This is a genomic window from Arthrobacter sp. B2I5 (assembly GCF_030816735.1).
Lineage (GTDB): Bacteria > Actinomycetota > Actinomycetes > Actinomycetales > Micrococcaceae > Arthrobacter.
Window position 1 is genome coordinate 3,545,466 of sequence record NZ_JAUSYF010000001.1, and the last position, 26,541, is coordinate 3,572,006.

The 26,541-nt window shown below is 66.4% G+C and carries 22 protein-coding genes and 1 pseudogene; 9 read left to right on the forward strand and 14 right to left on the reverse strand.

Annotated elements, in window-relative coordinates:
* The first annotated feature begins 7 nt into the window (after positions 1 to 7).
* A complete protein-coding gene (locus QFZ60_RS16465) occupies positions 8 to 1,654 on the forward strand; it encodes a DNA repair helicase XPB (protein WP_307091865.1) in 1,647 nt (548 codons plus the stop codon).
* 16 nt (positions 1,655 to 1,670) lie between these two features.
* Here the strand turns inward: QFZ60_RS16465 and QFZ60_RS16470 are convergent, their stop codons facing one another.
* Entirely contained in the window at positions 1,671 to 2,540 is an 870-nt protein-coding gene (locus tag QFZ60_RS16470; protein WP_307091867.1) for an FHA domain-containing protein, read from the reverse strand.
* A gap of 5 nt (positions 2,541 to 2,545) precedes the next feature.
* Entirely contained in the window at positions 2,546 to 2,803 is a 258-nt protein-coding gene (locus QFZ60_RS16475) for a hypothetical protein (protein ID WP_142030288.1), read from the reverse strand.
* A gap of 254 nt (positions 2,804 to 3,057) precedes the next feature.
* Here QFZ60_RS16475 and QFZ60_RS16480 point away from each other — a divergent pair, with 254 nt between their 5' ends.
* From QFZ60_RS16480 to QFZ60_RS16495, 4 genes are all read left to right on the forward strand, one after another.
* On the forward strand, positions 3,058 to 3,558 hold the full coding sequence (locus tag QFZ60_RS16480; RefSeq protein WP_307091869.1) for a DUF427 domain-containing protein: 501 nt from the start codon (positions 3,058 to 3,060) through the stop codon (positions 3,556 to 3,558).
* Between the two features lie 73 nt (positions 3,559 to 3,631).
* On the forward strand, positions 3,632 to 4,342 hold the full coding sequence (locus QFZ60_RS16485; RefSeq protein WP_056331118.1) for a response regulator transcription factor: 711 nt from the start codon (positions 3,632 to 3,634) through the stop codon (positions 4,340 to 4,342).
* A gap of 2 nt (positions 4,343 to 4,344) precedes the next feature.
* Positions 4,345 to 5,850, forward strand: coding sequence for a cell wall metabolism sensor histidine kinase WalK (locus QFZ60_RS16490; protein WP_307091871.1), 1,506 nt, complete (start codon positions 4,345 to 4,347; stop codon positions 5,848 to 5,850).
* A 103-nt stretch (positions 5,851 to 5,953) separates the two neighbouring features.
* Positions 5,954 to 6,241: a WXG100 family type VII secretion target gene (locus QFZ60_RS16495; RefSeq protein ID WP_142120013.1), complete on the forward strand. Its 288-nt coding sequence runs from the start codon at positions 5,954 to 5,956 to the stop codon at positions 6,239 to 6,241.
* A gap of 22 nt (positions 6,242 to 6,263) precedes the next feature.
* Here the strand turns inward: QFZ60_RS16495 and QFZ60_RS16500 are convergent, their stop codons facing one another.
* A complete protein-coding gene (locus tag QFZ60_RS16500; RefSeq protein ID WP_307091874.1) occupies positions 6,264 to 7,364 on the reverse strand; it encodes a ribonuclease HI family protein in 1,101 nt (366 codons plus the stop codon).
* A 303-nt stretch (positions 7,365 to 7,667) separates the two neighbouring features.
* Between QFZ60_RS16500 and QFZ60_RS16505 the strand changes: the two genes are divergently transcribed.
* Positions 7,668 to 8,978, forward strand: coding sequence for an ABC transporter substrate-binding protein (locus tag QFZ60_RS16505; protein WP_307091876.1), 1,311 nt, complete (start codon positions 7,668 to 7,670; stop codon positions 8,976 to 8,978).
* Between the two features lie 82 nt (positions 8,979 to 9,060).
* On the opposite strand, the gene groL is transcribed toward QFZ60_RS16505, so the two are convergent.
* From groL to QFZ60_RS16530, 5 genes are all read right to left on the reverse strand, one after another.
* A complete protein-coding gene (gene groL / locus QFZ60_RS16510) occupies positions 9,061 to 10,695 on the reverse strand; it encodes a chaperonin GroEL (protein WP_056331105.1) in 1,635 nt (544 codons plus the stop codon).
* A 291-nt stretch (positions 10,696 to 10,986) separates the two neighbouring features.
* Positions 10,987 to 12,258, reverse strand: a complete 1,272-nt coding sequence (locus QFZ60_RS16515; RefSeq protein WP_307091877.1) for an ABC transporter substrate-binding protein — start codon at positions 12,256 to 12,258, stop codon at positions 10,987 to 10,989.
* A gap of 5 nt (positions 12,259 to 12,263) precedes the next feature.
* Positions 12,264 to 12,470: a cold-shock protein gene (locus QFZ60_RS16520; protein ID WP_142030282.1), complete on the reverse strand. Its 207-nt coding sequence runs from the start codon at positions 12,468 to 12,470 to the stop codon at positions 12,264 to 12,266.
* Positions 12,471 to 12,636: 166 nt separating this feature from the next.
* Complete coding sequence (locus QFZ60_RS16525) at positions 12,637 to 13,275, reverse strand: LytR C-terminal domain-containing protein (RefSeq protein ID WP_307091879.1); 639 nt, start codon at positions 13,273 to 13,275, stop codon at positions 12,637 to 12,639.
* Between the two features lie 51 nt (positions 13,276 to 13,326).
* Positions 13,327 to 13,656 carry a DUF3263 domain-containing protein gene (locus tag QFZ60_RS16530; protein WP_307091881.1) on the reverse strand — a complete coding sequence of 110 codons (330 nt, stop codon included), beginning with the start codon at positions 13,654 to 13,656 and terminating at the stop codon, positions 13,327 to 13,329.
* Between the two features lie 147 nt (positions 13,657 to 13,803).
* On the opposite strand from QFZ60_RS16530, the gene QFZ60_RS16535 reads away from it, so the two are divergent.
* Positions 13,804 to 14,574, forward strand: a complete 771-nt coding sequence (locus QFZ60_RS16535) for a uracil-DNA glycosylase (protein WP_307091883.1) — start codon at positions 13,804 to 13,806, stop codon at positions 14,572 to 14,574.
* A 14-nt stretch (positions 14,575 to 14,588) separates the two neighbouring features.
* On the forward strand, positions 14,589 to 15,428 hold the full coding sequence (locus QFZ60_RS16540; protein ID WP_307091885.1) for a siderophore-interacting protein: 840 nt from the start codon (positions 14,589 to 14,591) through the stop codon (positions 15,426 to 15,428).
* A gap of 18 nt (positions 15,429 to 15,446) precedes the next feature.
* On the opposite strand, the gene QFZ60_RS16545 is transcribed toward QFZ60_RS16540, so the two are convergent.
* The 3 genes from QFZ60_RS16545 to QFZ60_RS16555 all read right to left on the reverse strand — a co-directional run bounded on the left by QFZ60_RS16545 (position 15,447) and on the right by QFZ60_RS16555 (position 19,550).
* Positions 15,447 to 16,934 carry a threonine/serine exporter ThrE family protein gene (locus QFZ60_RS16545; RefSeq protein ID WP_307091887.1) on the reverse strand — a complete coding sequence of 496 codons (1,488 nt, stop codon included), beginning with the start codon at positions 16,932 to 16,934 and terminating at the stop codon, positions 15,447 to 15,449.
* Between the two features lie 34 nt (positions 16,935 to 16,968).
* Positions 16,969 to 18,285, reverse strand: coding sequence for a peptidoglycan bridge formation glycyltransferase FemA/FemB family protein (locus QFZ60_RS16550; protein ID WP_307091889.1), 1,317 nt, complete (start codon positions 18,283 to 18,285; stop codon positions 16,969 to 16,971).
* Between the two features lie 131 nt (positions 18,286 to 18,416).
* Positions 18,417 to 19,550: a peptidoglycan bridge formation glycyltransferase FemA/FemB family protein gene (locus QFZ60_RS16555; protein ID WP_307091891.1), complete on the reverse strand. Its 1,134-nt coding sequence runs from the start codon at positions 19,548 to 19,550 to the stop codon at positions 18,417 to 18,419.
* 121 nt (positions 19,551 to 19,671) lie between these two features.
* On the opposite strand from QFZ60_RS16555, the pseudogene QFZ60_RS16560 reads away from it, so the two are divergent.
* Positions 19,672 to 20,216 (forward strand): annotated as a pseudogene (locus QFZ60_RS16560) (TspO/MBR family protein).
* Positions 20,217 to 20,262: 46 nt separating this feature from the next.
* Here QFZ60_RS16560 and QFZ60_RS16565 read toward each other — a convergent pair.
* From QFZ60_RS16565 to gcvP, 3 genes are all read right to left on the reverse strand, one after another.
* Positions 20,263 to 21,714: an L-serine ammonia-lyase gene (locus QFZ60_RS16565; RefSeq protein ID WP_307091893.1), complete on the reverse strand. Its 1,452-nt coding sequence runs from the start codon at positions 21,712 to 21,714 to the stop codon at positions 20,263 to 20,265.
* Between the two features lie 636 nt (positions 21,715 to 22,350).
* Positions 22,351 to 23,499, reverse strand: a complete 1,149-nt coding sequence (gcvT, locus tag QFZ60_RS16570; RefSeq protein ID WP_307091895.1) for a glycine cleavage system aminomethyltransferase GcvT — start codon at positions 23,497 to 23,499, stop codon at positions 22,351 to 22,353.
* A 12-nt stretch (positions 23,500 to 23,511) separates the two neighbouring features.
* Entirely contained in the window at positions 23,512 to 26,358 is a 2,847-nt protein-coding gene (gene gcvP / locus QFZ60_RS16575; RefSeq protein ID WP_307091896.1) for an aminomethyl-transferring glycine dehydrogenase, read from the reverse strand.
* Positions 26,359 to 26,541: the final 183 nt, after the last annotated feature.

A 26,541-nucleotide genomic window follows, 5' to 3' on the forward strand; every position in this document is an offset into this window, starting at 1 on the left:
TCCCCGCGTGACCGACGGACCCCTGATCGTCCAAAGCGATAAAACCATCCTCCTCGAGGTGGACCATGAGCTGGCCACCGAGGCGCGGCACGCCATCGCGCCGTTCGCGGAGCTGGAGCGGGCGCCCGAGCACATGCACAGCTACCGGCTGACCCCGTTGGGACTGTGGAACGCACGCGCCGCCGGACTGGACGCGGAAAAGGTGCTGGACGCGCTTCTGAAGTACTCGCGCTTTCCGGTTCCGCACTCGCTGCTGATCGACGTGGAGGAAACCATGTCACGGTACGGCCGGCTGCGCCTCGAAAAGGACCCGCGCCACGGACTGGTCATGAGGACGGACGATTATCCGGTCCTGGAGGAAGTGATCCGTGCCAAGAAGATTGCGCCGCTGCTGGGCCCGAGGATCGACGGCGAGACGGTGGTTGTGCACGCCTCCCAGCGCGGGCAGCTCAAGCAGCTGCTGCTGAAGCTCGGCTGGCCGGCAGAGGACCTGGCCGGCTACGTGGACGGCACGCCGCACCTGATCTCGCTCAACGAGGTCGGCTGGGAACTGCGCCCGTACCAGCGCCTGGCCAGCGAGAACTTCTGGGCGGGCGGCAGCGGCGTAGTGGTGCTGCCCTGCGGCGCCGGCAAGACGCTGGTGGGGGCTGCCGCCATGGCCACCGGGTCCACCACCACGCTGATCCTGGTCACCAACACCGTCGCCGCCCGGCAGTGGAAGGACGAACTGCTGCGGCGCACCTCCCTCACGGAGGAGGAAGTGGGCGAATACTCCGGAGCCCTGAAAGAGGTCCGGCCGGTGACCATCGCCACCTACCAGGTACTGACCACCAAGCGCGGCGGCATCTACCCCCACCTGGAGCTGGTGGACGGCCATGACTGGGGACTGATCATCTACGACGAGGTCCACCTGCTGCCGGCACCGATCTTCAGGATGACGGCGGACCTGCAGGCCCGCCGCCGCCTTGGGCTGACCGCGACGCTGGTGCGGGAGGACGGGCGCGAGGGCGAGGTGTTCAGCCTGATCGGGCCCAAGCGGTACGACGCGCCCTGGAAGGACATCGAATCCCAGGGCTACATCGCGCCGGCCGACTGTGTGGAGGTCCGCGTCGACCTGCCAAAGGACGAACGCGTTGCCTACGCAATGGCCGACGACGCCGACAAGTACCGGCTGTGCGCCACCTCCGAATCCAAGACGCAGGTGGTGGAGCAGCTGGTGGCACGGCACGCCGGAGAACAGCTGCTGGTGATCGGCCAGTACATCGACCAGCTGGACGACCTCGGCGAGCGCCTGCAGGCACCGGTGATCAAGGGCGATACCTCCGTCAAGGTACGGCAGAAACTCTTTGACGCGTTCCGCGCCGGAGAACTGCAGACCCTTGTGGTGTCCAAGGTGGCCAACTTCTCCATCGACCTGCCGGAGGCCTCGGTGGCCATCCAGGTCTCCGGCTCCTTTGGCTCCCGCCAGGAGGAGGCGCAAAGGCTGGGGCGGCTGCTGCGGCCCAAGAAAGACGGCCGGGCGGCACGCTTCTACTCGCTGGTGGCACGCGACACCCTGGACCAGGACTTCGCCGCCAAACGCCAGCGGTTCCTGGCTGAACAGGGGTATGCCTACCGGATCATGGACGCCAAGGACGTGCACGCGGCGGAGTAGCCGCCGCGCACGCCGTTCACGTCACGCCCTCGGAACTGTCCCGCTCCATGGTGCCTGTCCTGGGGTCGAGCTGCGGACGTTCGTAGGCCAGTTCCCCGCCGCTGCGGCCGCCGTAGGGACGGCCGTGGTCCGCAAACTCTTCCCGGAAGAAGGCCAGGCACCACTGCCCCATCTGGATCCTTGCCCCGGTCCGCAGGACAGATGGCCCGGTCCGGGAGACGCTGCCGCTCACGGGCCCGTTCGGCACCAGGACATATTCGTCCTGCCCGTCGTGCCTGATCTCGGCGTGCAGCTCCTCCAGGCCGTCCAGCCGCACATCCGCCCCCGCGCCGCTCCCGATCGTTGTAACGTCTGCCGTCAGGGTCACCTCCCGCGGAATCTGTCCGGTCCAGGTCACGGCGTCCTGGACAAAGATCAGCCGCGGCCGGCCACCGCCCCTGGCGTAATGGGTGGTGGTGATGCGACGCTTGATCTTCCGCTGGACGGTAGGCACCAGCGGCAGGGGTGTGGACGGCGGCAACAGCGGCATGCCCTTGGGCTTCCGCCTGCCCTGCCGGACCAGCGGCAGCAGGGAGCCGAGCTTCCCGAGCTTGATGTGGGGCGAACGCGTAATCAGCCGCTGTGAGGCAGGGCTGTCCACCTTGCCCAGGCTGAGGATGTTTCCGTCAGGGCCGGCCACGGTGATGCTGACCCCTTTGCCGGCCAGCAGCTCTGCCAGCGGTTTGATCTCCTCCAGGGAGGGCAACCCCCCGCCGGTCAAGGGTGCCAGGCCCGCCAGGGACACCGTTACTTCGGTCCCGGAAGCCTTGGCGCTGCCCGTTGTGACAGCGCCGGCCCCATCCGTGTATGAGAAGGCCAGGTCAAGGTCCAGACGGTACTCCGGCATGTCCGTCAGCCGCGGTTCGCGTCCGACCCGGCGGCATCCCTGTCACTGGTGGTGACGCGCAGGCTGCCGTTGAGCTTCCAGGTGGCACGCGGCGCATCAGGGCCAATGTCCCGTGGAACTTCCACCGTCATGTCGATGAACTGGTAATTGATCGCAGCACCTTTGCCGGTGAGATAGGACCACATCTCCTCGGCAAGGTCTGCCCAGTCACGGATGCTGCGTTCGTTGGCAGTTGCGTTTTCAGAAGCACTCAGGTCAGTCATGATGGTCTATCCCCTTCGATGGGCCAGGAACTATCGGGTAACTACCGTGGTTGGCGGAGGGTCACCGGCAGCGGTGCAGGCAGCAACAGGTGATCCGTTGGAACGCTGGTGCCCGGCTTGACCGCCCGGCAAGCATCACTGTATTCCCGGGTGCAGGGCTGCGGAAGACGCGGGGCGCGGAACGTTCTTGCGGGGAATTGGGTTCCCGCGGGCGCAAGCGTGCGGAACAGCGGTCCGGGACGCACACTGGAAGCATGAGTCCACGAATCATTCCCGACGTGCCCGGGCCCGGCCAGGAGTCCGTCTGGGACTATCCCCGTCCACCGCGGATCGAACCGAGCACGGAACGGGTACGCATCGTTTTGGGCGGCGAGGTAATCCTTGATACCACCGATTCCCTCCGCGTTCTTGAGACCAGCCATCCGCCGGTGTATTACGTCCTGCAGTCGGCATTTGTCCCCGGCGCTCTGGAGCCCGCTGCGGGCAGCAGCTTCTGCGAATTCAAGGGCGCGGCGGATTACCTGACCGTGCGCGGCGGCGGGAAAGAGGCGGAGGGCGCTGCCTGGTCGTATCCCCAGCCGGCCTCCGGGTTTGAGGTGCTCGCTGACCGGGTTGCCGTCTACCCGGGAAGGATGGACTACTGCGAAGTGGACGGCGAACGGGTGCGTGCGCAGCCCGGCCGCTTCTACGGCGGCTGGATCACCAGCCGCGTGGTGGGGCCCTTCAAGGGAGCCCCTGGAACAATGGACTGGTAAGGGCAGGCGCCCGCCCATCATGCTCACAACGAATATCCAGACAACTCCCAGACACTGGGAGCATGATGGGAGCATGAACAAGAACGGTCCAGAAGCCAGGCTGCTCGTCGTCGATGATGAACCCAACATCCGGGAGCTCCTCTCCACCTCATTGCGGTTCGCCGGCTTTGAGGTGGTCTCCGCTGCGAACGGGCGCGACGCCCTGGCCGCAGCCGATACCCACGCCCCTGACCTGGCCGTACTGGACGTCATGCTCCCGGACATGGATGGGTTCACCGTCACCCGCCGGCTCCGTGCCTCCGGAAAGCACTTCCCGGTCCTCTTCCTCACAGCGAAAGACGACACCGAGGACAAAGTCACCGGCCTTACGGTAGGCGGCGATGACTACGTGACCAAGCCATTCAGCCTCGACGAAGTGGTGGCGCGGATCCGCGCCGTGCTCCGCCGGACGCAGCCCCTCCTGGACGATGACGCGGTGATCCGGGTCGACGACCTGGAACTCGACGACGACGCCCACGAGGTGCGGCGCGGGGGCACCGTCATCGAACTCTCCCCCACCGAATTCAAGCTGCTGCGCTACCTCATGCTCAACCCCAACCGGGTCCTGTCCAAGTCGCAGATCCTCGACCACGTCTGGGAGTACAACTTCAACGGCGACGCCTCCATCGTGGAGTCCTACATCTCCTACCTCCGGCGGAAAGTGGACATCGACCCGGAGGCGCCTGCCCTCATCCAGACCAAGCGCGGCGTGGGCTACGTGCTGCGGACGGCTGAAAAGCGCTGATCTTGCTTAAGCGGTGGAAGTCGGCCTCGCTCAGGTCGCAGCTGGTGGCCATGATCATGGCCCTGCTGATCGTGGCCCTGACGGTAACCGGGGCGGTCACGCTGACGCTGCTGCACAGCTATCTCCAGGGCCAGGTGGACGACAAGCTGAATGCCGCCGTCGACTCCGCCCGGAAACAACGCTCGTTCACCCAGCTGCAGGCGCCCAGTTCCATTCCCACCGACTATTCGCTGATGCTCTTCGCCCCGGGTGAGGAGCCGTACACGTTCGGCGGGGATCCCGCCGACCACCCCGACATCAGCGCCATCACCGTGGAGCAGGCACAGGCCCGAGGGTTGGTTCCCTTCCAGGTACGCGGGACTGACGGGGAAAACTGGCGGGTGGTTGCAGTGACCGTCCAGAACGGCCAGACCACCGCCGTGGTGGTCATCGGACTGCCCCTGGAGAGCGTGGACGATGTCCTCAAGCATGCCACCCTGGTGGTCACCGGCGTGGGCCTGTTGACGCTGCTGCTGGCCTCGCTGATTGCCAGCTGGACCGTGTCGCGGTCCTTCCGGCCGCTGGCCCGCGTGGAGAAAACGGCGGCTGCGATTGCCGCCGGCGACCTCTCCCGCCGTGTGGAGGTGGAGAACCCGACTACCGAGCTTGGCAGGCTGAGCAGTTCGCTGAATGCCATGCTGGCGCACATCGAGACCGCGTTCGCTGCCAGGACTGCCTCCGAAGCACGGATGCGCCGCTTCGCCGCTGACGCCTCCCACGAGCTGCGCACTCCCCTGGTCACCATCCGGGGATTCTCCGAGCTGTACCGCCATGGCGCCCTGGCCACAGATGAAGACGTTGCCACCGCCATGGGCAGGATCGAAAGCGAAGCCAAACGCATGGGGTCCATGGTGGAGGACCTGCTCCTGCTGGCCCGCCTCGATGAACAGCGGCCGCTGCAGCAGAAGCCTGTGGACCTTCAGCTCATTGCGCACGACGCAGTGGTTGACACCCAGGCCAGTGACCGGTCCAGGCTGATCACGCTCACCGGGCTCGACGGCGGACCAGCGGCACCGGCCCCGGCGCTTGGGGACGAGGCCAAGCTGCGCCAGGTAGTGGGCAACCTCGTGGGCAACGCGCTGCGCTACTCCCCGGAGGGCAGCCCCATCGAACTCGCCGTCGGGGTCCGCAGGACCGACGGCGGGGAACGCTCGGTCATCGAAGTGCGGGACCATGGTCCGGGCATTTCGGAAGAGGACGCCGCCAAGGTCTTTGAACGCTTCTACCGGGCTGACACGTCCCGGACCAGGGAGACGGGCGGCAGCGGCCTTGGGCTTGCCATCGTGGCGGCGATCGTCGGATCACACGGCGGGTCGGTAAGGGTGGAAAGGACCGACGGCGGCGGCGCCACGCTGGTGGTCAGCCTTCCGCGGCGTGAGGATGCAGCCGGCACCGACGGCGCGGACGCGCAGGACGCTGCTGCCGCTGCCGCAGCCAGCGGCAGCGGCGGATCGGTTATCCACATATAGCCTGCCGCCCATGGCTGCCTCCTGCCCATGCTCCGTAGGCTCGTCCCAGCAGCCCGGATCCGCCGGGCGCGGGCGTTCAGCCCGCCGTTCGAAAGGGACAGCCATGAGCATCATTTCCGTCGACACCGAATTACTGCAGCTGAAGTCCGCAAACGTCCAGGCAACCGTGGACCGGATCAGTGCGGACGTGCAGACAATGAAGCGCGGCCTCGACGAACTGCAGGGTTCCTGGCGCGGTTCCGCGGCCACCAGCTTCCAGGCGCTCGTCACCGAATGGACCATCACCCAAGGCCGGGTGGAGGCGTCGCTGGCGTCCATCAACGCGGCCCTGGCCTCTGCCGCCGCCACGTATGCCCAAGCCGAGCAGGGAAACACGCAGCGGTTCAGCTGACAGTCCCCCAGCCGGAGGTGCCTTAGGCTTCCGGCGTTCCCTGATGGAACCGCAGCCGCCACCGGCCGCCGTCCAGGACCCACAGCGAGCTGCGCAGCGTGGTGCCGGAGCGGGCGAAACTCCGGTACGTCAGGAGGACGGCGCCGGCGCCGATGCGGTCAGCGCCCAGGATCTCGATGTCGGTCCGTTCCCCTGGGTCCTCTTCGAGGGCCATCATCATGGCGTCCCGCGTCCAGACCCTTCCAGAGCTGCCGATCTCCATGAAGTCCGGGTGCAGCAGGACAGCGGTCCGGCCAATATCCCCCCGGACCAGTGGGCCCAGCAGCTCGCGTTCGAGCTCCTCCACCAGCGCCTCGGGCGGGATGGAGCCGGCCTGCTGCGTTGCCTCGGCCTCTTCAAGGGCCTCGCTGTCCAGTTCGCTGAACAGGTCAAGTTCATCGAAGGCAGTGACCGGTTCAGGGGTAATCCGGGGCCGGCCGCCCCCCGCCACAGGTGCGCTGGCGCCGGGTCCGGCTGCCTGGCGGGCAGACGCGCTGGCCGGGATGTTAAAGGTTGCGGAAGGGATGTCCAGGGTGGCGGGCTGCAGCTCACTGCCCGAGGATGACTGGGCATTCGCGCTTCGCCCGGAAGCGGCCTGGTGTGTGCCCGGATGGTGCCCGCCGGGGAAACCGGGGCCGGACCTCGCTGCCACTCCCTGCTGGTACGCGGTCGCCGCGGCCCTGGCCCGTTCGTCGGCGGCCTCGTTCAGCTCATGTCCGGCGTGGCCCTTGACCCACTCAAACTTGTAGGTCCGGCCGGCCAGTTCTCGGTCGAGTTCCTTCAGGAGTTCCACGTTCAGGACGGGCTTGCCATCGGCCTTGCGCCAGCCCTTGCGCTTCCAGCCCGGCATCCACTTGGTAATTGAGTTGATGACATACTGGCTGTCGCAAAGGATGCGCAGGTCCTCCCCAGGCAGATGCGCGGTGGCCCGCAGGAGATCCAGGACAGCCATCAGCTCGCCCTGGTTGTTGGTGCCGTGCGGCCAGCCGCCGGCCCGCCAGCAATCGTCATTCACATACCAGGCCCAACCGGCCGGACCGGGATTTCCCAAGGCCGAACCATCAGCCGCTGCAGTAATCGTCACCAATCCATCCTGCCAGAAGCCACCGACAACGGAATGCCATTGGCGGGGGCATCATGGGCGTTCAACCGCGCCGTTGCACACTTGAGCGGGGCCCGTGCAGGGCGGGGCCAGGCCAAGGGCGTGGGAAGCGGCAAACGGGCATGGCCGGTCGAAGCGATGGGAAAACGTTTACCGAAAGTTCTTGACTCGAGCGGCGATCGCGCGAAACAATCGCAGCATTAGCTAAGAAAACGGTTTCTCGCTCGAGTGGGTTAGCGGCGGTTGCTGCCCCGCCCAAGAGGAGCCAATCCGGAAGGAACATCAATGACGATTCCAGTCGTAAGCCGGCGCCGCTTCCAGATGGGTGCCGCCGCACTGGCCCTCTCCATCCTGGCCACGGGCTGCGGAGCCCCCGGCGGGTCAGGCGACAACGGCCAGGTCACCCTGCGGTTCGCCTGGTGGGGAAATGAATACCTGAACTCACAGACGGACAAGGTCATCGCAGCCTTTGAAGCATCGCACCCCAACATCAAGATCAAGGCGGAACCGGGCGAATGGTCCAGCTACTGGGACAAGCTCGCAACGAAAACTGCCGCGAATGATGCGCCGGACGTCATCCAGATGGACCAGAAATACATCGCCGAGTATGGCGGCCGCGGAGCGCTGCTGGACCTGTCCAAGCAGAACGGCATCGATACCTCAAAACTGGACAAGGAAGCACTGGCCTCCGGCCAGTACGACGGCGCCCAGTACGGCCTGAGCACAGGCCAGAACGCCTACGTCATCATGGCCAACACCAAGGTGTTCCAGGACGCGGGAGTGCCTGTTCCGGACGACAAGACGTGGACGTGGAAAGACTTCGTGGGGACGGCGGCGAAGATCAGCGCCGCAGGAGACGGAAAGAGCTACGGGGCCGCGTATGGGAGCAACGAAGCGGACCTGATCATCTGGCTCCGCCAGCACGGGGAGAACCTGTACTCGGCGGACGGCAAGCTCGACTTTGAGACCGCCACTGCGGCATCCTTCTGGGAACGGCTCAAGGAACAACGCGACTCCAAGGCCAGCCCCCCGGCCACCGTGGCCACCGAGGACGCAGGCGCCGGCCTGGAGGAAAGCCTGTTCGGAACGAACCGGGTGGGCATGGCCTGGTGGTGGACCAACCAGCTTGGGTCGCTTCAAGCCACCACTGGCAGCAGCATCAAGATGCTGCGGGCCCCCAGCGTCGACGGCACCTCCGCCGGCAATGGCATGTACTACAAGCCCAGCATGTTCTGGTCTGCCTCCTCCCGCTCAAAGCATCCCCAGCAGGCCGCGGAGTTCATCAACTACCTGACCAACAGCCCTGAAGCCGGGGCCATCCTGATGACGGACAGGGGTGTCCCCACCAACAGTGAGATTGTCTCGGGTATAGCGCCCTCGCTGAAGCCGGCAGACACCACAGTGGTTGGATTCCTGAAGGATCTGGGGCCGGACATCAAGGAGGCACCACCGGTCCCGCCGGTAGGTGCGGGCAGCGTCCAGAACGTCATCAAGCGGTACACGGATGAAGTGCTGTATGACCGGATGACTCCCCAGTCTGCGGCGGATGCTTTCAAGAAGGAAGTCCAGGGAATGCTGGACTCGGCCCGGAAGTAATCCCGCCGGACACAAAAGTGCGGCCCCCTCGCAAACGAGGGGGCCGCATTTTGCTTGGCGGGACAGGTCCCGGCAGGAAGGCTTAGAAGCCGCCCATGCCGCCCATGCCGCCCATGTCGTCTCCACCTGCGGGGGCAGCGTTCTTCTCCGGCTTGTCAGCCACCACTGCTTCGGTGGTGAGGAACAGGCCGGCGATGGAAGCTGCGTTCTGCAGGGCAGAGCGGGTCACCTTGACGGGATCGTTGACGCCGGCGGCCAGCAGGTCGACGTACTCGCCGGTTGCTGCGTTGAGGCCGTGGCCTGCGGGGAGCCCGCGGACCTTGTCCACAACCACGCCGGGCTCGAGGCCTGCGTTGAAGGCGATCTGCTTCAGCGGAGCGTCGATGGCAACACGGACGATGTTGGCGCCGGTTGCTTCGTCGCCGGACAGCTGCAGGTTGGCGAATGCCTTGGCGCCGGCCTGGATCAGGGCCACGCCGCCACCGGCAACGATGCCTTCTTCAACTGCAGCCTTGGCGTTGCGGACTGCGTCTTCGATGCGGTGCTTGCGTTCCTTGAGCTCAACCTCGGTGGCGGCACCGGCCTTGATGACTGCAACGCCGCCGGCCAGCTTGGCCAGGCGTTCCTGCAGCTTCTCGCGGTCGTAGTCGGAGTCGGAGTTCTCGATCTCGGCGCGGATCTGGGAAACGCGGCCGGCGATCTGGTCGGCGTCGCCGGCACCTTCGACGATGGTGGTCTCGTCCTTGGTGACAACAACCTTGCGGGCCTGGCCCAGGAGCTCCAGGCCGGCGTTCTCCAGCTTGAGGCCAACCTCTTCGGAAATGACCTGGCCGCCGGTGAGGACGGCGATGTCGGCCAGCTGGGCCTTGCGGCGGTCACCGAAGCCCGGAGCCTTGACGGCGACGGACTTGAAGGTGCCACGGATCTTGTTGACGATCAGGGTGGCCAGGGCCTCGCCCTCGATGTCCTCGGCGATGATCAGCAGCGGCTTGTTGGACTGCATGACCTTTTCCAGGACAGCAACCAGTTCCTTGACGTTGGAGATCTTGGAGTTGACGATCAGGATGTACGGATCCTCGAGGACCGTTTCCTGGCGCTCCGTGTCCGTGACGAAGTAGGCCGAAATGTAGCCCTTGTCGAAGCGCATGCCTTCGGTGAGCTCGAGTTCCAGGCCGAAGGTGTTGGACTCCTCGACCGTGATGACGCCTTCCTTGCCCACCTTGTCCAGGGCTTCGGCGATGAGCGCACCAATCTCGTCGTCACCGGCGGAGATGGAGGCGGTGGCCGCGATCTCTTCCTTGGTTTCGATTTCCTTGGCGGAGTTCAGCAGCTCGGCGGTGACGGCGTCAACGGCCTTCTCGATGCCGCGCTTGAGGGACAGCGGGTCGGCGCCGGCGGCAACGTTGCGCAGGCCTTCCTTGACCAGGGCCTGTGCCAGTACGGTAGCCGTGGTGGTGCCGTCACCGGCAACGTCGTCGGTCTTCTTGGCAACTTCCTTGACCAGCTCGGCGCCGATCTTCTCGTAAGGATCGTCCAGCTCGATCTCCTTGGCGATGGAAACACCATCGTTGGTGATCGTGGGGGCGCCCCACTTCTTTTCGAGGACGACGTTGCGTCCACGCGGGCCGAGGGTGACCTTAACGGCGTCGGCGAGGGTGTTCAGGCCACGCTCAAGGCCGCGGCGTGCCTCTTCATCAAATGCAATGATCTTGGCCATAACGGCAGTAGTCCTTTCGGGACAGTCGTTAAGAATGAACCTTCGCTGCAGTGCCCGCGACGGACGATCCTTTGGCGGCGGCCTCTGTATGCCTCCGGGTGGGGATCTCACTGAAGTGAGGTGTTTCTTTCGCTCCTCGACCGGTTGCCGCGCGCTGCCGGCCGGAACCAGGCTTTGCTTTAGCAGTCGGTACGTCAGAGTGCTAACTCAATAATTAGCACTCCCCAGGTGAGAGTGCAAGCGAAAAGACGCTGCACGGCCGGGTGAAGGGAGCCGCTTCGCCCAGGGCGATCAGCCGGCGCGTTCGGCCGTCTCCCGGCCGGTGGGGCTGGGGTTGTTGTCCGGGCCGTATCTGTAGACGGAGAAAACGGCGCTGGTGATATCTCCGTTGGAATCGAAGGCAACGGGTCCCGATTCGCCGTCGTAATTGATGTCCGGGCTGGCGGCAAGTCCGCCCAGGCACTCCTTGTATGTCAGGCATGGGGCCGGCGGCGGTGCGCCTGCACTGCCGCCGGTAGGTGCAGTTCCGCCCGATACCGGGATCAGGTTGGCGGCGATGGAGCGCCCCGCGTCGTCCTGGGCCCTGGCAGCAGCCAGCGCCGCCAACGTTACGGCGTCGTAGGTTTCAGCAGCATAGGAAACGTCCTTCAGGGAAGGATCCACGCCCAGGAGTCTTCCTTGGAAGGCGGCGGTGGGCAGCTGGCCGGGGACGACGGCGCGGGCTCCGTCCAGTAACCGGGAGGCGAGCCCGGATCCGTAGCGGGCGAAGCCGCCGTCGCTGAGGATGATTCTCGAACCGTTGAAGCCGGAATTGTTCAGCTCGGCCAATGCCCCCTGTGCACCTTCGCGGGCAATGAGGACGACGGCGTCCGGGTTGGCCTTGGCGGTGGAGCGTGCGGCCTGGGCGGGGTCGCCTGGCTTGAAGCCGGCCCCGGGCAGGACCGTGAGGCCGGCTTGTTGGGCAGCCTCCGTGACGGCAGCCGAGAGGTCCTTGCCGTAGGCGCCTTCCTGGTGCAGCACGCTGATGGTGGCGGCCCCGGCGTCCCTGGCGAGTTTGGCGAGCACGGGTCCTTGTGCGACGTCGGCGGCAGCGGTGCGGAAGTAGTAGCCTCCGCTGGCGATTCCGGAGAGGGCGGCAGCGGTGTTGGCCGGCGAGATGAGGGGTATGTGCGCACGGGACAGGACGTCCACAGCGGCGGTCGCGTGGCTGGAATCTGTCGGTCCAATGACCACATCCGCTTTGGCAGCCGCCAGGTCATTCGCCTGCCCTGCTGCTTCATGGTCCGGATGCGCCGGGAGCAGCTCCACCGGACGGCCCTTGTGTCCGCCCGCGGCGTTGATCTCCTGGATGGCCAGCTTGGCGGCGGCCAGCTGGGGCGCATTAAGGAAGGCGTTGTTCCCGGTGTTGTCCAGGATCAGGCCCACCCGGAGCACACCGTCTCCGGAGGCTTCCGGTGTGTCCACCCGGGCGTTGCCGCCGGCACCCGAACATGCCGTGACCGCCAGGACGGCTCCCAGGGAAACGGCCAGCGCCGGACGGACGCGGACTGTGGAACGGTACAACCGGGTCACTGGGCGGGCCGGACGTTTTCCGCCTGCGGGCCCTTTTCGCCCTCCCCGAGGTCCAGCTGCACCCGCTGTCCTTCATCCAGGGCGCGGTAGCCCTCCCCCTGGATCGCGGACCAGTGGACAAAGACGTCGTCACCCGAGCCGTCAACGGTGATGAAGCCATAGCCCTTCTCAGCGTTGAACCACTTGACGGTTCCCAGTGCCATGATGAACAACTCTTTCCGTTGGGGGCCGGGCGGGACCGGACCGTGGGGCGTAAAGCCGGGCCGGCCCTGGCCTGGAAATCACTCTAGCCAATCCCCGCATCCCGACCCTGACAGCGGCCTGCCCGGAACCAGGAACGTTATGCAGGTGTGACGGGAGAGGGTGCGGTTACCGGTATCCGGGGCCCAGCACTACCACCAGCGGCATCTGGAATTCGGTGCTGCCCACCACGGTGGGGATGTTGAGCAGCTCAGCAAGCGCCTGCGCACTGGCCAGCTGCTGGGGGCCGGAGTAGAAGATCACGGAGGATTTCTGGGGGGCTCCGGACCAGTTGCCTACCTGGCCCAGGCGCCACCCGTCCGCTTGGACCGTTCCGCCCACCCGGCTGGCCAGCCCTGCCGTCCCTGCGGCGTTATAGACGGCAACGGCCTGGGTCCTGTCGACGGCGGCCTGGGGAGTGGCAGAAGGGCTCGCCAGGGGCTCGGGGTCGTTGCTCGGGGTTGGCACGGACGAGGCAGACGGCCCGGGCGCGGCAGGAGGAGCGGATGCCTGCGTGGCCGGTGGGGTGGTTCCGGTGCCGGCCAGCAGGGATGCCTCCACGTTTGCCGAGGCCTGGCTGACCGTTGCGTTGAGCCCCAGCTTGGGAAGGATCAGGAAGGACACCAGCCCAATGGCCAGGGCCGCCATTCCCACCGCCAGGATGGGCCACAGCCGTACCCGTGACGGGGCCGAAGCCGTCCGGTGGACACCTTGTCGCGACGCGGCCTCCGGGACCTTGTCGAATTCATCGCGGGCGTATCTGGTCATGGTGGAAGGATATCCTTGTTGATTGCGGCGGTTCTCCCGGCCTGGGGCGTGTTAAGCGTCTGATCCCAGGCGCCGGGCAGTGCGCGCGCGGTGGCGCGACGTACGTAGTCTACGCAATCTCTTCACCAGCATGGGATCGTGGGCCAGGGCATCCTCGCGGTCGATCAGTGCGTTGAGGAGCTGGTAGTAATGCGTCGCGGAGAGGTCGAAGAGGTCGCGGATGGCCTGTTCCTTGGCCCCTGCGTACTTCCACCACTGCCGTTCCAGGGCCAGCATCTGCTGTTCCCGCTCTGTGAGGGAGGACTCACGGAGGGTGAAATCCGCCAGGAGGGACTTCCGTGGATCCTGCTCCGGCAGATGTTCCCGGGCCGGTTCCGCCACGGCACACTCCTTCGCTGGTTACGGTAAATGTCTCACCCCCATGGTACCGGTGGAACAACACGAGTGTCATTTGCGCCGGTAAGGGCAGCCGATGGTGCCGACGGGCTTCGGCCCAGCGCCTGCAAGGAGGCCTGCAAGAATGGAACGATGTTTGAATCGGACGCGCTCTTCGAGCTGGAGCAGGACCGGGCGGACGGAATCCGCTTCGCTGACCTGGCCGCCCTGCCCCTGGCAGAGCTGATGGCTCCGGACTGGGCGGCGGCCCTGCAGGGAGTGGAAGGCAGGCTCCGGTCGGTCCTGGCCTTCCTGGCCGCTGAAGAGGCGGCGGGGCACCAACTCCTGCCGCCGCCGTCGAACGTCCTGCGCGCCTTCCGCCAGCCGCTTGACCGGGTGAAGGTCCTCGTTGTTGGGCAGGATCCCTACCCCACCCCGGGGCACGCCGTGGGGTTGTCGTTTTCCGTCGACCCGCGTACGCGCCCCCTCCCCCGCAGCCTCGTGAACATCTACAAGGAGCTTGAGTCGGACCTTGGCATTCCGCCACGCGCCCATGGCGACCTGTCGGCGTGGACGGACCAGGGCGTGCTGCTCTTGAACCGGGTGCTCACGGTCAGGGCAGGAGCCGCGGGGTCCCACCGCGGCAAGGGCTGGGAGGAGATTACGACGGCGGCAGTCACCGCGCTCGCCGGCCGCCGGGCCCCGGACGGGTCCAGGATGCCCCTTGTGGCGGTGTTGTGGGGCAAGGAGGCCGAGGGCGTCCGGCCGCTCCTGGCCGGTGCCCCCGCCGTCACCAGCCCCCACCCAAGCCCCCTGTCCGCCTCCCGCGGGTTCTTTGGCTCCCGGCCGTTCAGCCGGGTCAACCAACTGCTGCGTGAACAAGGTGCGCCGGCCGTAACCTGGGAGCTCCCGCCGTCGCCCTAGCTTAGGCTTGCCTTATGAGCACCGTCCCTGCCGCCACCAGCGCCACAAAGAAGAGCCGCCCCCAGGTCAACCTGACCGTGCTGCGCAAGGAGCAGCTGTCCCCGCACATGGTCCGGATCGTGGCCGGCGGGGAGGGCTTCAGCGACTTCACCAACAACGGCTTCGTGGACAGGTATGTGAAGATCGTCTTCCCCCAGCCTGGCGTGGATTACCCCTCCCCGCTGGACCTGTGGGCTGTCCGGGAAACGATGCCGCGCGAACAGTGGCCGTTCACCCGCACCTACACGCTGCGGTGGGTTGATCCGGAGGCCCGGGAGCTTGCCATTGACTTCGTGGTCCACGGCGACGAGGGCCTGGCGGGTCCCTGGGCGGCCTCGGCCCAGCCCGGCGACAACCTCACGTTCACGGGCCCCGGCGGCGCCTACAACCCCAACCCGGACGCGGACTGGTACCTGTTCGCCGGAGATGAAGCGGCACTGCCGGCCGTCGCCGCCTGCATCGAGGCGCTGCCGGCAGACGCAACCGGCCTTGCCTTCCTGGAGGTTGGTTCCGAGGCCGACATCCAGCCCATCTCCGCTCCCGCCGGGCTGGACATCACCTGGCTGGCGCGCAACGGAACTCCGGCAGGTTCCAGCGACCTGCTGATCAAGGCAGTGGCGGAGGCCGAGTGGCGCGGCGGCACTGTGGACGTGTTTGCACATGGCGAACGCGGCTACATGAAGTCCCTCCGCGAAGTCTTCTTCAAGCAGCGCGGCCTGGAGCGCGGGCAGGTATCCCTCTCCGGATACTGGGCGCAGGGCCGGGTGGAGGATGTATTCCAGGCCGAGAAGAAGCTCCCCGTCGGCCAGATCTAGGAGACCGGCGGCCGCAGGCTAGCGGCGCCGGGCCCGGCGCCGCTCGTTGCTCGCCAAGCTGCGGGTCAGCGGACGGGCCAGCACGTCGCCCAGGACGATCCCCCCGGCCGTTCCCAGCACGATGGCCCCGGCACTGAGCATTCCTCCCGCGCCGGCCAGGATTTCGGACTCCTCGACGGTCAAGACATACATGGACCGGAATATTGTGAGGCCCGGCAGCAGGATCAGGGCGGCGGGAACTGCCACCACGAGCTGGGGCGCCCCCATCCGCAGCGCCACCACCCTGGCCAGCAGGCCGATGACGACGGCGGCAATGGCGGGGGCGAAACGGTCGCCGATGCCGAGCAGGCCGCAGCCGAGCAGCACAAGGTAGCCCGCCACGCCGACGCCTGCCGTGGGGAGCAGGAGCTTCCAGGTGGTTTGTTCCGTGATGCCGATGGCCATCACGGCGGCGGCCACGAAGATGATGAGGACCCACAGATCGTAGGCGGGCGGGAAGGTCTGCGTGACGTCGATGCGCTGCAGCCCGGTCAGCTCCCCCACCACGAAGGCCACGGCAATTCCTGCAACGATCGCGCCGAACGTCAGCAGGGTGGACAGGAACCGTCCGGCCGCCGTGACAGGGAAGCCGTTGATGGCGTCCTGCACCGAGGACACCAGGCGGCCGGTGGGCAGGAGCAGCAGGATGCCGCCCACCACCACAATGGATGGCGACGCTGTGAGCCCGAACTGCCACAGCAGCAGTGCCAGCATGGTGACCACGAAGGAGCAGCTGGCGGTGATGAAGAAGTCCGGCACGCGCCAGCGCCCCAGCTGCCGGGCCAGCAGGCTGATGCCGATATTGGCCGCGAACGCCACTGCCGAGGACACGGGACCGCCGCCCAGCACGCCCACGAACACGGCGGCGAAGATGCCGAACGCCACCGTGACCATCCAGCGCGGGTACGGCTTGGGGCTGGTGATGGCCTCGTTGAGCCGGCGGATCGCTTCGTCACGGCCCACGCCGCCGGCCACGATGTCCGTGACCAGCTGGTGCACCTTGGCCAGGCCTGCATAGTTGTTGGTCCAGGACCGCACCACACGCAGCAAGGCGATGGGCGTCTGGTCCTTGGGCGCGTAATTGATGCCCACGGACTGGTTGGTGATGTCCACTTCGATGTTCTTCAGCCCCAGTGCCGCGGTGACGGCGATGATGCTGGTTTCCACCTCCAGGGCGCCGGCACCGTACCGGAACATGGTCTCGGCCAGGTGCAGGGCGAAGTCCAGGGTCTTCCGGGCGGAGGTGTCCACGCCGCCCACCTGGATGGTGGGGTTGGCGTAAGGGCTGCCCGCCAGCCGGTCCACGATGCTCAACGGTGCCGTCGGCGGGTTCTCCCCCTGCACCAGGCGGCGCAGCATCCTCTTGGCGGCAGCATCCTGCCGAAGCTGCGCAGGAGTCAGCGGTTCAGTCTTGGGCAGGCCGTCAGTCTTCGGCCTGTGCCCTGGCCGTGGGGGCCGGTCGGTCATGCCCGTTTCCTCCCTGGACGCGGTTTATGGACGGTCAGGCTGCACGCTTCGAAGGCAGCTTGCCCAGCAGCGTGCGGGCAGCCGCCGCAGCGGACCTGGCAAGCCGGTTGGCGTGGAAGACGGCCGGCCGCACCGGCAGGACAAAGTCACCCACCAGCTGCACCACTTCCCCGCCGAATCCCTTCTTGAACTCGTAGCCGCCGTGGCCTTCCTCGTCCTGTCCGGAGATGCCGAAGGTGCCATAGAAGTTGTACCTGGGGTATCCCTTCTCGAGCGCATGCAGCATCATTCCCCAGTACAGGGAGGTGGCGCCATTGAAGTAGATGTAGTCCTGCACGGTGCCGCCGATGACGCACACCACCTCGTCCCCGTAACAGACGAAGTGGATGGCTGCCACGGTGGCGGTCCCCACGGAATCGGGGAACCTTTCGATGTCCTTCAGGCTGCGCTCGTAGCTGTCCACCAGGTCCTGGACCACTTTGAGGCGGTTGGCTTTCTTCTTGCTGCCGGTCTCCTCCACTTCACGGCGGAGATCTGCGGCGGTGGCGGATTCGGTGGCCAGGCGCTCAGTGATGGATTTCCGGTAGGCCGGGATGTCGATCTTGGCCATCATCAGCTTGGTGAATTCCGCAGAGGTGGTGCGGAGCAGGTGTTCGTAGTATTCGCGTTCACGGTAGACGAATCCTTTTTCGTCCCCGGCCCGGCTCAGGGCACCGTAGAAATCATCCAGGGTTTCCAGGGTGGCCTGTTCCAGGAAGACGCCGTTCTTTTCCGCCTTGCGGATGGCTTTGCGGGTCCGGTAACTGGTGCTCATGATCAGTTCTTCGGCGTCCTGGATGCCCACCAGGTTCTTGATGAACATCCAGTTGACGTTGACGAAGTTCATGTCCAGGCCCTGGTGCCGGAATCCCAGCCGTTCCAGGGCGGCCACCAGGGGCCGGTTGTCCTCGATGTCGGGGTGCTTGGCGCCGTCGGCGTCGCGGGCGATGTAACGGATATTCGGCGAGATCCGCAGTTCGGCGGCCTTGCGGCCTGCCGCGTGCTTGCGGAGAACTTCGACGACGGCACTTACCTGTTCACGGTCCGTGTAGTCCATGAGGGGGCCCTTGGCGCATTCGCAGACGGTGTAGCCCAGGCGGGTGGTGGTGTAGTTGAGCTTCCCCGCCGCCAGGAGTTCCCCGTTGCGCCGGACCCCGAACAGTTCCACCTGCTGGCCGCGGGAGCGCTGGAAACGGGCAAAATCGACGGACTGCAGGAAGCTGTTCTGCGGGTGCTTCAGGGCGAAGGCCTCAAATTCGGCGTCGCTGAGGTTGGCGTATTCAAGCCCGGTAGCGGCGGAAACTGGATTCAAGGGATGACCTTCTTCTGGACTCTTCGCGGCGTGGCGGGCACGCGCTGGACGGGCGGTGTTCGGGGGCAGGGCCGCACGGATGCGTGCGGACCTTCGGGGTCGCGTTGGCTGTGGGGTGCGGCGGTGGCCGGTCAGTAGAACTGCCGGCCGGTCCGTGCGGTTTCGATGCGGCGGAAGACCTTTTCGCCGCCCTTGACCCAGAGCCGGTGCCGCAGCGGGGACAGGACGTAGTCGTGGCAGCCCACGAAGTCTGTGACTGACTTGGTGAAGCTGGTCTTGAACATGCCCATTCCGTAGAGGTTGTGGGTCTTGTCCTTGATCCGCGCAGCCGGCGGGGTGCCGCAGAAGTCGTATTCCGTGCAGCCGAGTTCCTGCATCCGCCGGATGGCGGCCCACTGCACCAGGTGCGAGTCCCCGTACTGCTTGCGGTTCTGGGTGGAACCGCCGTCCTTGTAGGTTGCCTTTGCACCGTAGTTGATGACGAACGCACCAACGCTGGGCTTTCCGTCCTCGTAGGTGAAGAAGAAATTTCCCTGGCCCCGGCTGCAGAACTCGTCCCAGAACCGTGCGTAGTAGTCGTAGCTGCGCAGGGGCATCGATCCCTTGGCATTGACGGTGTTGGCCATCAGGTCGTACAGGGCGCGGTAGGTTTCAGGTCCCTGTTCCTGCCGGACCACCTGGCAGCCCTCGCGCTCGGCGCGGCGGATGGCGTTCCGAGCGCGCGAGGAGATGGCTTTGAACACTTCCTCCTCGGAGCCCGAGATGTCCAGCAGGGCCGTGGAGTCGTTGGACTGGATATTGGGTGCCTTGACCAGGCCGGCGTCGCGCAGTTCCTTCTGTGCCTCGTCGGAATCGATGATGTCCGGCTCCACTTTGATGGTGAAGACGTTCAGCTTGCTGCTGCGGACAAAGGAGGCACAGGCTTCAAGGGCGGCTCCAAGGTCCGCTGCAGCCGCCAGGTCAGGGCCTTTGATCAGGTACCACAACCGTCCCAGGACGGGGAAGCTCTTCTCCAGCACCAGGTTGTAGCTGGGGTTTCCGTCGCCTTCCAGCACCAGGAACCGGACCTTCCAGCCGCTGCCATTCTTGACCGATGCATAGGCTGCGGACTGCAGCATATTGCCGCCGTTCGGGTTGGCCGTGACGTGCTTGTCCCAGTTTTCGATTTCCTCGGCGGTGGCAAAACGTGCGGTGAGTTGTCGCAAGGGGGCCTTGTCCAATCGGGTCTGTGCGCGGTTTCTGTACTTCTGGATGCGTGCGGACATGCAGCCTCAAGTCTAAAGCCTCATGCGCTTCCGGCTTTTCCCCGCATGGCCGGACAGCGTGCCTGCCGCGTTGCCCGGCGTAGGCTTGACGGCGCCGTTGGCATTCAACAAGGGTTGAGGCATGAGGCCGGACAGGGAAGAAACCACAGCCCGCACGGGAGGCGGCAGGCAGCCCTACGGCGCTGGAATCCAGGTGGCCGCGCTCATCGGATTCCTGGTGGCCTCCCTGGTGGTGGCGGCGCTGGGAGGCTTGGCTTCTGCGGCCAATGTCACGGGCTGGTACGCCACCGCCGACAATGCACCATGGTCCCCTCCCAACGGCGTGTTTGGTCCCGTGTGGACCATCCTCTACACGGCAATGGCCGTGGCCGCCTGGCTGGTATGGCGCAAGCGGACCAACAGGACACGGCCGGCGATGGCCGCCTACGCCATCCAGCTGGTTCTCAACCTCGCCTGGACCCCGGCGTTCTTTGCCCTCTACCCTGCCCTCGGCACGCCGGCATTGTGGCTGGGGCTGGTGATCATCCTTGCCCTGACTGCGCCGTCGCGGTAACAGTCCTGTTTTTCGGCCCCATCAGCCGGACGGCCGGACTGCTCCTGCTGCCCTACATGTCATGGCTGGTGTTCGCTGCCAGCCTGAACCGGTGGGCGGCAGTGCATAACTAGCGCCGGGACACCGGTCAGCTGCGGCGCCAGGCTGGGTTGTTGGTGGTCAGCATTCGACGACGTTGACGGCGAGGCCGCCCATGGCGGTTTCCTTGTATTTGGAGGACATGTCCTTGCCGGTTTCGCGCATGGTGATGATGACTTCGTCGAGGGAGACGCGGTGGGTGCCGTCGCCCCAGAGCGCCATTTTCGCGGCGTTGATTGCTTTCGCGGCGGCGATCGCGTTCCGTTCGATGCAGGGGACCTGGACCAGCCCGCCGATCGGGTCACAGGTCAGGCCCAGGTTGTGTTCCATCGCGATCTCCGCGGCGTTCTCCACCTGCGCCGGGGTCCCGCCCATCACCTCGGCCAGACCCGCGGCGGCCATCGACGACGCGGAGCCCACCTCGCCCTGGCAGCCCACCTCGGCCCCGGAAATCGAGGCCTGTTCCTTGTAGAGCACCCCAACCGCGCCGGCAGCGAGCAGGAACCGCACCACCACATCGTCCCGGTCGGCCTGGCTGGCCTGGTCCATGCCCGGGGCGAAGTGCAGCGCGTAGAACAGCACCGCGGGAATGATCCCGGCCGCGCCGTTGGTCGGGGCGGTGACCACCCGGCCACCGGAGGCGTTCTCCTCGTTCACCGCCAACGCCACCAAGTTAACCCACTCCTGCCAATACCGGGGGTCGAAGCGGACCGCGTCCCAGGCCGCGTCCTGGCCGCTGTCCTCGTCCTGGTCCTGGGTGTGCGCGGATTCCTTCTTCAGCCGGTCGTACCAGTCCGGGGCGCGGCGGCGGACCTTCAACCCGCCCGGCAGCACCCCTTCACGCTTCAGCGAGGTGGCCACACAGTTTTCCATCACCGACCAGATCTGCAGCAGACCCGCCCGGATCTGCTCCTCGGTCCGGGCGGCTTTTTCGTTCACGAGCATGACGTCGGCGATGCCCAGCCCGGTCACCGCGCAGTGCTCCAGCAGTTCCGCGGCGGTCCGGAACGGCAGCGGCAGTTCCTGTTTGGACGCGTCCAGTTCCTGCTGCGCCGCGTCCTCCTCACCCTCCCGGACGATGAACCCGCCGCCCACCGAGAAAAACGTCGCCGTATGCAGCACATTGCCGCCGGCATCTGACACCGTGAACGTCATCCCGTTCGTGTGCCGCGGCAACACCGTCAACGGCCGCAGCACCATGTCCTTCACCCCATACGGCAACGGCACCGCACCGGCCAGGTTCAACGTCCCGTTCTCCGCGATCGAGGCCAGCCGCTCCTCCACCTCCTCGGGCAGGATCAGCTCCGGATGGAACCCCTCCAACCCCAGCAGGATCGCGGTCATCGTCCCGTGCCCGTGCCCCGTCGCGGCCAACGACCCATACAAATCCACCCGCAACGACGCCACCCCAGCCAGCACACCCAAGGCCTTGAGTTCCTCAGCGAACACCGCAGCAGCCCGCATCGGCCCCACAGTATGCGACGACGAAGGCCCAATACCGATCGAAAACAGATCAAAAACGCCAACAGCCATAACGGGTCTTCCTAACTAAAACTCTGGTTCGGTCGATGGTGGCCGGGTTTGGGTGCGCCTGGCCGAATTCCTCCGCGGGCTCGGTCGCGAAGACGCCCGCTGAGCGGACGTGACGCCGTGGCAGGGTTGGGTGCGCCTGGCCGAATTCCTCCGCGTGCTCGGTCGCGAAGACGCCCGCTGAGCGGACGTGACGCTCCCTTAGACGCACGTCTCCGGAATCCGCCCAGTCGCCAACGCGCCCGTCACCAGAGCAACAGCACAAGCAGGCAACGAACCGCAAGGCATGCTGGGCGGAACCGGAAACCACGTAGTCCGCCTCCACACGCTGCCTGTACATCCTGTCCTCCACGCGTTTCCTGTAGGTCTGCCGCCTTCACGCCCGGCGACGTGCGCTTGAGGGGCCGGCGGAGCCGGACTTTTCGAAAGCGTGCGTCAAAGCGACGAAGGAGCAGCACGCGTGAAAATGTCCGGTCCGCCGGTCCCGGAGCCAGCCACGGTGCAGCAGGATTCCGGTCCGCCGGTCCCGAAGCCAGCCACGGAGCAGCAGGATTCCGGTCCGCCGGTCCCGAAGCCAGCCACGGAGCAGCAGGATTCCGGTCCGCCGGCCCCGAAGCCAGCCACGGAGCAGCACCTGGACTACTTGGCGCGGCGGTAGAACGGCAGGTCGACGACTTCGAACGGTTCGGCCTTGCCGCGGAGATCCACGCCCAGGGCCGTGCCGGGGGCCGAGTGTTCGACGTCGACGTAGGCCATGGCGATGGGGTAGCCGAGGGTGGGCGACGGCTGGCCGGAGGTGACTTCGCCGACGGCGGTGCCGTCCTTGAGGACCGGGTAGTGGGCGCGGCCGGCGCGGCGGCCGTGGCCTTTGAGACCTACGAGGCGGCGTCCGGAGGTGCTGCCGGCGCCGGCTTCCTTCATGGCTGCCAGGGCGGCTTTGCCAACGAAGTCGCCTTCCTTGGAGAGTGCGACGACGGCGCCCAGGCCGGCGGCGAACGGGTCGCCCTGCAGCGACAGTTCGTTGCCGTACAGGGGCATTCCTGCTTCGAGGCGGAGGGAGTCGCGGGAGGCGAGGCCTGCCGGGATCAGTTCCCCGTCGTCGGCGATGGCGATCAGCGACTGCCACAGCGCGGGCGCATCGTCGTTGTCCACGAAGATCTCGAACCCGTCTTCACCGGTATACCCGGTGCGCGCAAGCAGCAGTTCTTTGCCGGTGCCGCCTACCAGAAGCGGAACGCTGGCCGCGGCGTAGTACTTCAGCTCCGTCACCAGGGAGTGTTGCGCGGCCGGGACCAGGCGCAGCAGGAGTTCCTGGGCTTTCGGACCCTGAACGGCGGTCAGCGAGGTCCGGGCCGAGGCATCATCCACCACGACATTGAATCCCGCAGCCCGTTCCTGCAGGGCAGTGGCCACCACGGCGGCGTTGCCCGCGTTGGGGACCACCAGGAAGACGTCGGTACCGTCCTGCGCGGCGGGGCGGCGGTAGGTGATGAGGTCGTCGATGATGCCGCCGTCCTCATTGCAGATCAGCGAGTACTTGGCCTTGCCCGCGGCCATGGCGGAGATCTTTCCCACCAGGGCGTAGTCCAGGAAGGCTGCGGCGTCAGGGCCGGTCACCCAGACCTCGCCCATGTGGGAGAGGTCGAACAGGCCGGCAGCGTTGCGGACGGCGTGGTGCTCGGCAAGTTCAGAGCTGTACTTGAGCGGCATCTGCCAGCCGCCGAAGTCCGTGAAGGATGCGCCGAGCTTTTTGTGCTCGTCGTAAAGCGCGGTGTATTTCTCGGTCATTGGTGCCGGTCCTTAGTTTTCGAAGTCTTCCAGCGGCGGGCAGGAGCAGATCAGGTTCCGGTCGCCGGCGGCGCCGTCGATCCTGCCCACGGGCGGGAAGTACTTGTCCTGCATGTGATGGGCAGGGAAGGCCGCCTGCTCGCGGGGGTAGGCGCGGTCCCAGTCAGAGCTGACGACGGCGGCTGCCGTGTGGGGTGCGCGGCGCAGGGGTGAGTCTGCCACGGCAAAGTCGCCGTTGGCCACCTGGTCGATTTCCTTGCGGATGCTGATCATGGCCTCGATGAAGCGGTCGATCTCCGCCAGGTCCTCGGACTCGGTGGGCTCCACCATCAGGGTGCCTGCCACCGGGAACGAAAGGGTGGGGGCGTGGAAGCCGAAATCGATGAGGCGCTTGGCCACATCCTCCGCGGTAACGCCGGTCTTCGCAGTGAGTTCGCGCAGGTCCAGGATGCACTCGTGGGCCACCAGCCCGCCCTCGCCCGTGTACAAGACCGGGAAGTACTCGTTCAGGCGGGACGCGACGTAGTTCGCTGCCAGCAGTGCGGACTTGGTGGCCTCGGTCAGGCCCTCGCCGCCCATCAGCTTCACGTAGGCCCAGGAAATGGGCAGGACGCCGGCCGAGCCGAACCGGGACGCGCTAATGGCAACCCCATGCCCGTCCTCGTGGGCGGCCTTGTTCGCATCGCCCGGCATGAACGGTGCCAGGTGGGCCTTGGCAGCCACGGGTCCGACGCCCGGTCCGCCGCCGCCGTGCGGGATGCAGAAGGTCTTGTGCAGGTTCAGGTGCGACACGTCGCCGCCGAACTGCCCCGGCTGGGCAAGGCCGACGAGGGCGTTCAGATTGGCCCCGTCGATGTAGACCTGGCCGCCTGCAGCATGAACGGCATCGCAGACTTCACGGACGTCCCCGTCATACACCCCATGCGTGGACGGGTAGGTGATCATGATGCAGGACAGGACATCCTTGTGGGCCTCGATCTTGGCCGTGAGGTCATCGTGGTCGATCGTCCCGTCAGAAGCGGTGGCGACAACGACGACCTTCATACCCGCGAGCACTGCGGAGGCAGCGTTCGTGCCGTGCGCCGAGGCGGGAATCAGGCAGACGTTGCGCTGCTGGTCGCCGCGGGAGTGGTGGTAGCCGCGGATCGCCAACAGGCCCGCGAGCTCGCCCTGGGAGCCGGCGTTGGGCTGGATGGACACCTGGTCGTAGCCGGTGATCGTGGTCAGGTCTGCCTCGAGATCGGCGATGAGTTCGCGCCAGCCTTCGGTCTGGGAGTCTGGGGCGAACGGGTGGATGGAGGCGAACTCCGGCCAGGAAATGGCCTCCATCTCCGCGGTGGCGTTCAGCTTCATGGTGCAGGAGCCCAGCGGGATCATGGTGCGGTCCAGCGCAAGGTCGCGGTCAGAGAGCTTGCGGATGTAGCGCAGGAGTTGGGTTTCCGAGCGGTGGGTGTTGAACACCGGGTGTTGCAGGTAGTCGGAGGAACGCTCGACGGCGGTCTCCAGCGCAAAACCTTCACCCTGAGCAACGGAAGCGCCAAAGACGTCGGCCACCTGGGCGACGATGGCCGGCGTCGTGGTTTCATCCAGGGCGATGCCCACAGTATCGGCGTCGATGCTGCGCAGGTTGATGCCGCGCGCCTCGGCGTCGGCGATGATGCCGGCAGCCCGTCCGGGCACCCGGACGGTCAGGGTGTCGAAGAAGCTCCGGTGCAGGACGTCGACGCCGGCGGCGGCAAGGGAGGCAGCCAGGGTACGGGCGTGGCCGTGTGCCGTTTCGGCGATCGCCTTCAGCCCGTCCGGCCCGTGGTACACGGCGTACATCGAGGCGACAATGGCCAGTAGCGCCTGGGCGGTGCAGATGTTGGACGTGGCCTTCTCGCGGCGGATGTGCTGCTCGCGGGTCTGCAGGGCCAGACGGTAGGCGGGAACGCCGGCGTCGTCCTTGGACACGCCCACCAGGCGGCCGGGAAGCGAGCGCTCCAGGCCCTTGCGGACAGCCATGTAGGCGGCGTGCGGGCCGCCGAAGAACAGCGGAACACCGAAACGCTGGGCTGAGCCGACGGCGATGTCGGCGCCCTGCTCGCCCGGCGGGGTGATCAGGGTAAGGGCCAGCAGGTCCGCGGCCACAGTCACCAGCGCGCCGCGCTCCTTTGCAGCGGCGATCACACCGGACTGGTCCCAGACCCGGCCCGAAGCGCCGGGCTGCTGCAGCACCACACCGTTGATGCCGCCGTCGGGCAGGCCCTTGGAGAGATCGGCCACCTCCACCTCGAAGCCCAGCGCCTCCGCACGGCCCTTGACAATGGCGATGGTCTGCGGGAGCACGTCGATGTCCAGGACGGTCTTGCCGTCGGCGGCGGGCTTGGCCTTGTTGGCGCGGCGCATCAGCAGCACGGCCTCAACCACGGCGGTTGCTTCATCGAGCAGCGATGCGTTGGCAATGGGCAGCCCCACGAGGTCCTGCACCATGGTCTGGAAGTTCAGCAGCGCCTCCAGCCGGCCCTGGGAAATCTCGGGCTGGTAAGGGGTGTAGGCGGTGTACCAGGCCGGGGACTCGAGGATGTTGCGGCGGATCACCGGCGGGGTCACGGTATCGGAGTAGCCCTGGCCGATCAGCTGCACGGCCGTCTTGTTCTTCGCGGCAAGCTTCCGCAGCTCGGTGAGGACTTCGACCTCGCTGAGGGCGTCCTGCAGGCGAAGCGCGGTGTCCTGGCGGATGACCTTGGGAACGGCGGTATCAACAAGGGAGTCGACCGAGTCGTAGCCTACGGCTTTGAGCATGGTGTCGACGTCGGCCTGGCGGCGCGCGCCGATATGGCGGTCTACGAAGGTGGTGGAGGCTGGGGTAACCGACACGAAGGAACTCCATTTACTCAGGCGGCGAAGGGTACGCCACAGCTATTCGGGTCCCTCCCCGCTCTGTATTGGACCTGAGAGTTTCCGCGTAGCCTGCCTGGGCAGGACCCGCTTGCACCGTCGGTGAGCACAACAGTCCTTGCATTCCCAAAGGGGTGGTGGACTGCCTGCTGCTTTCCAGAG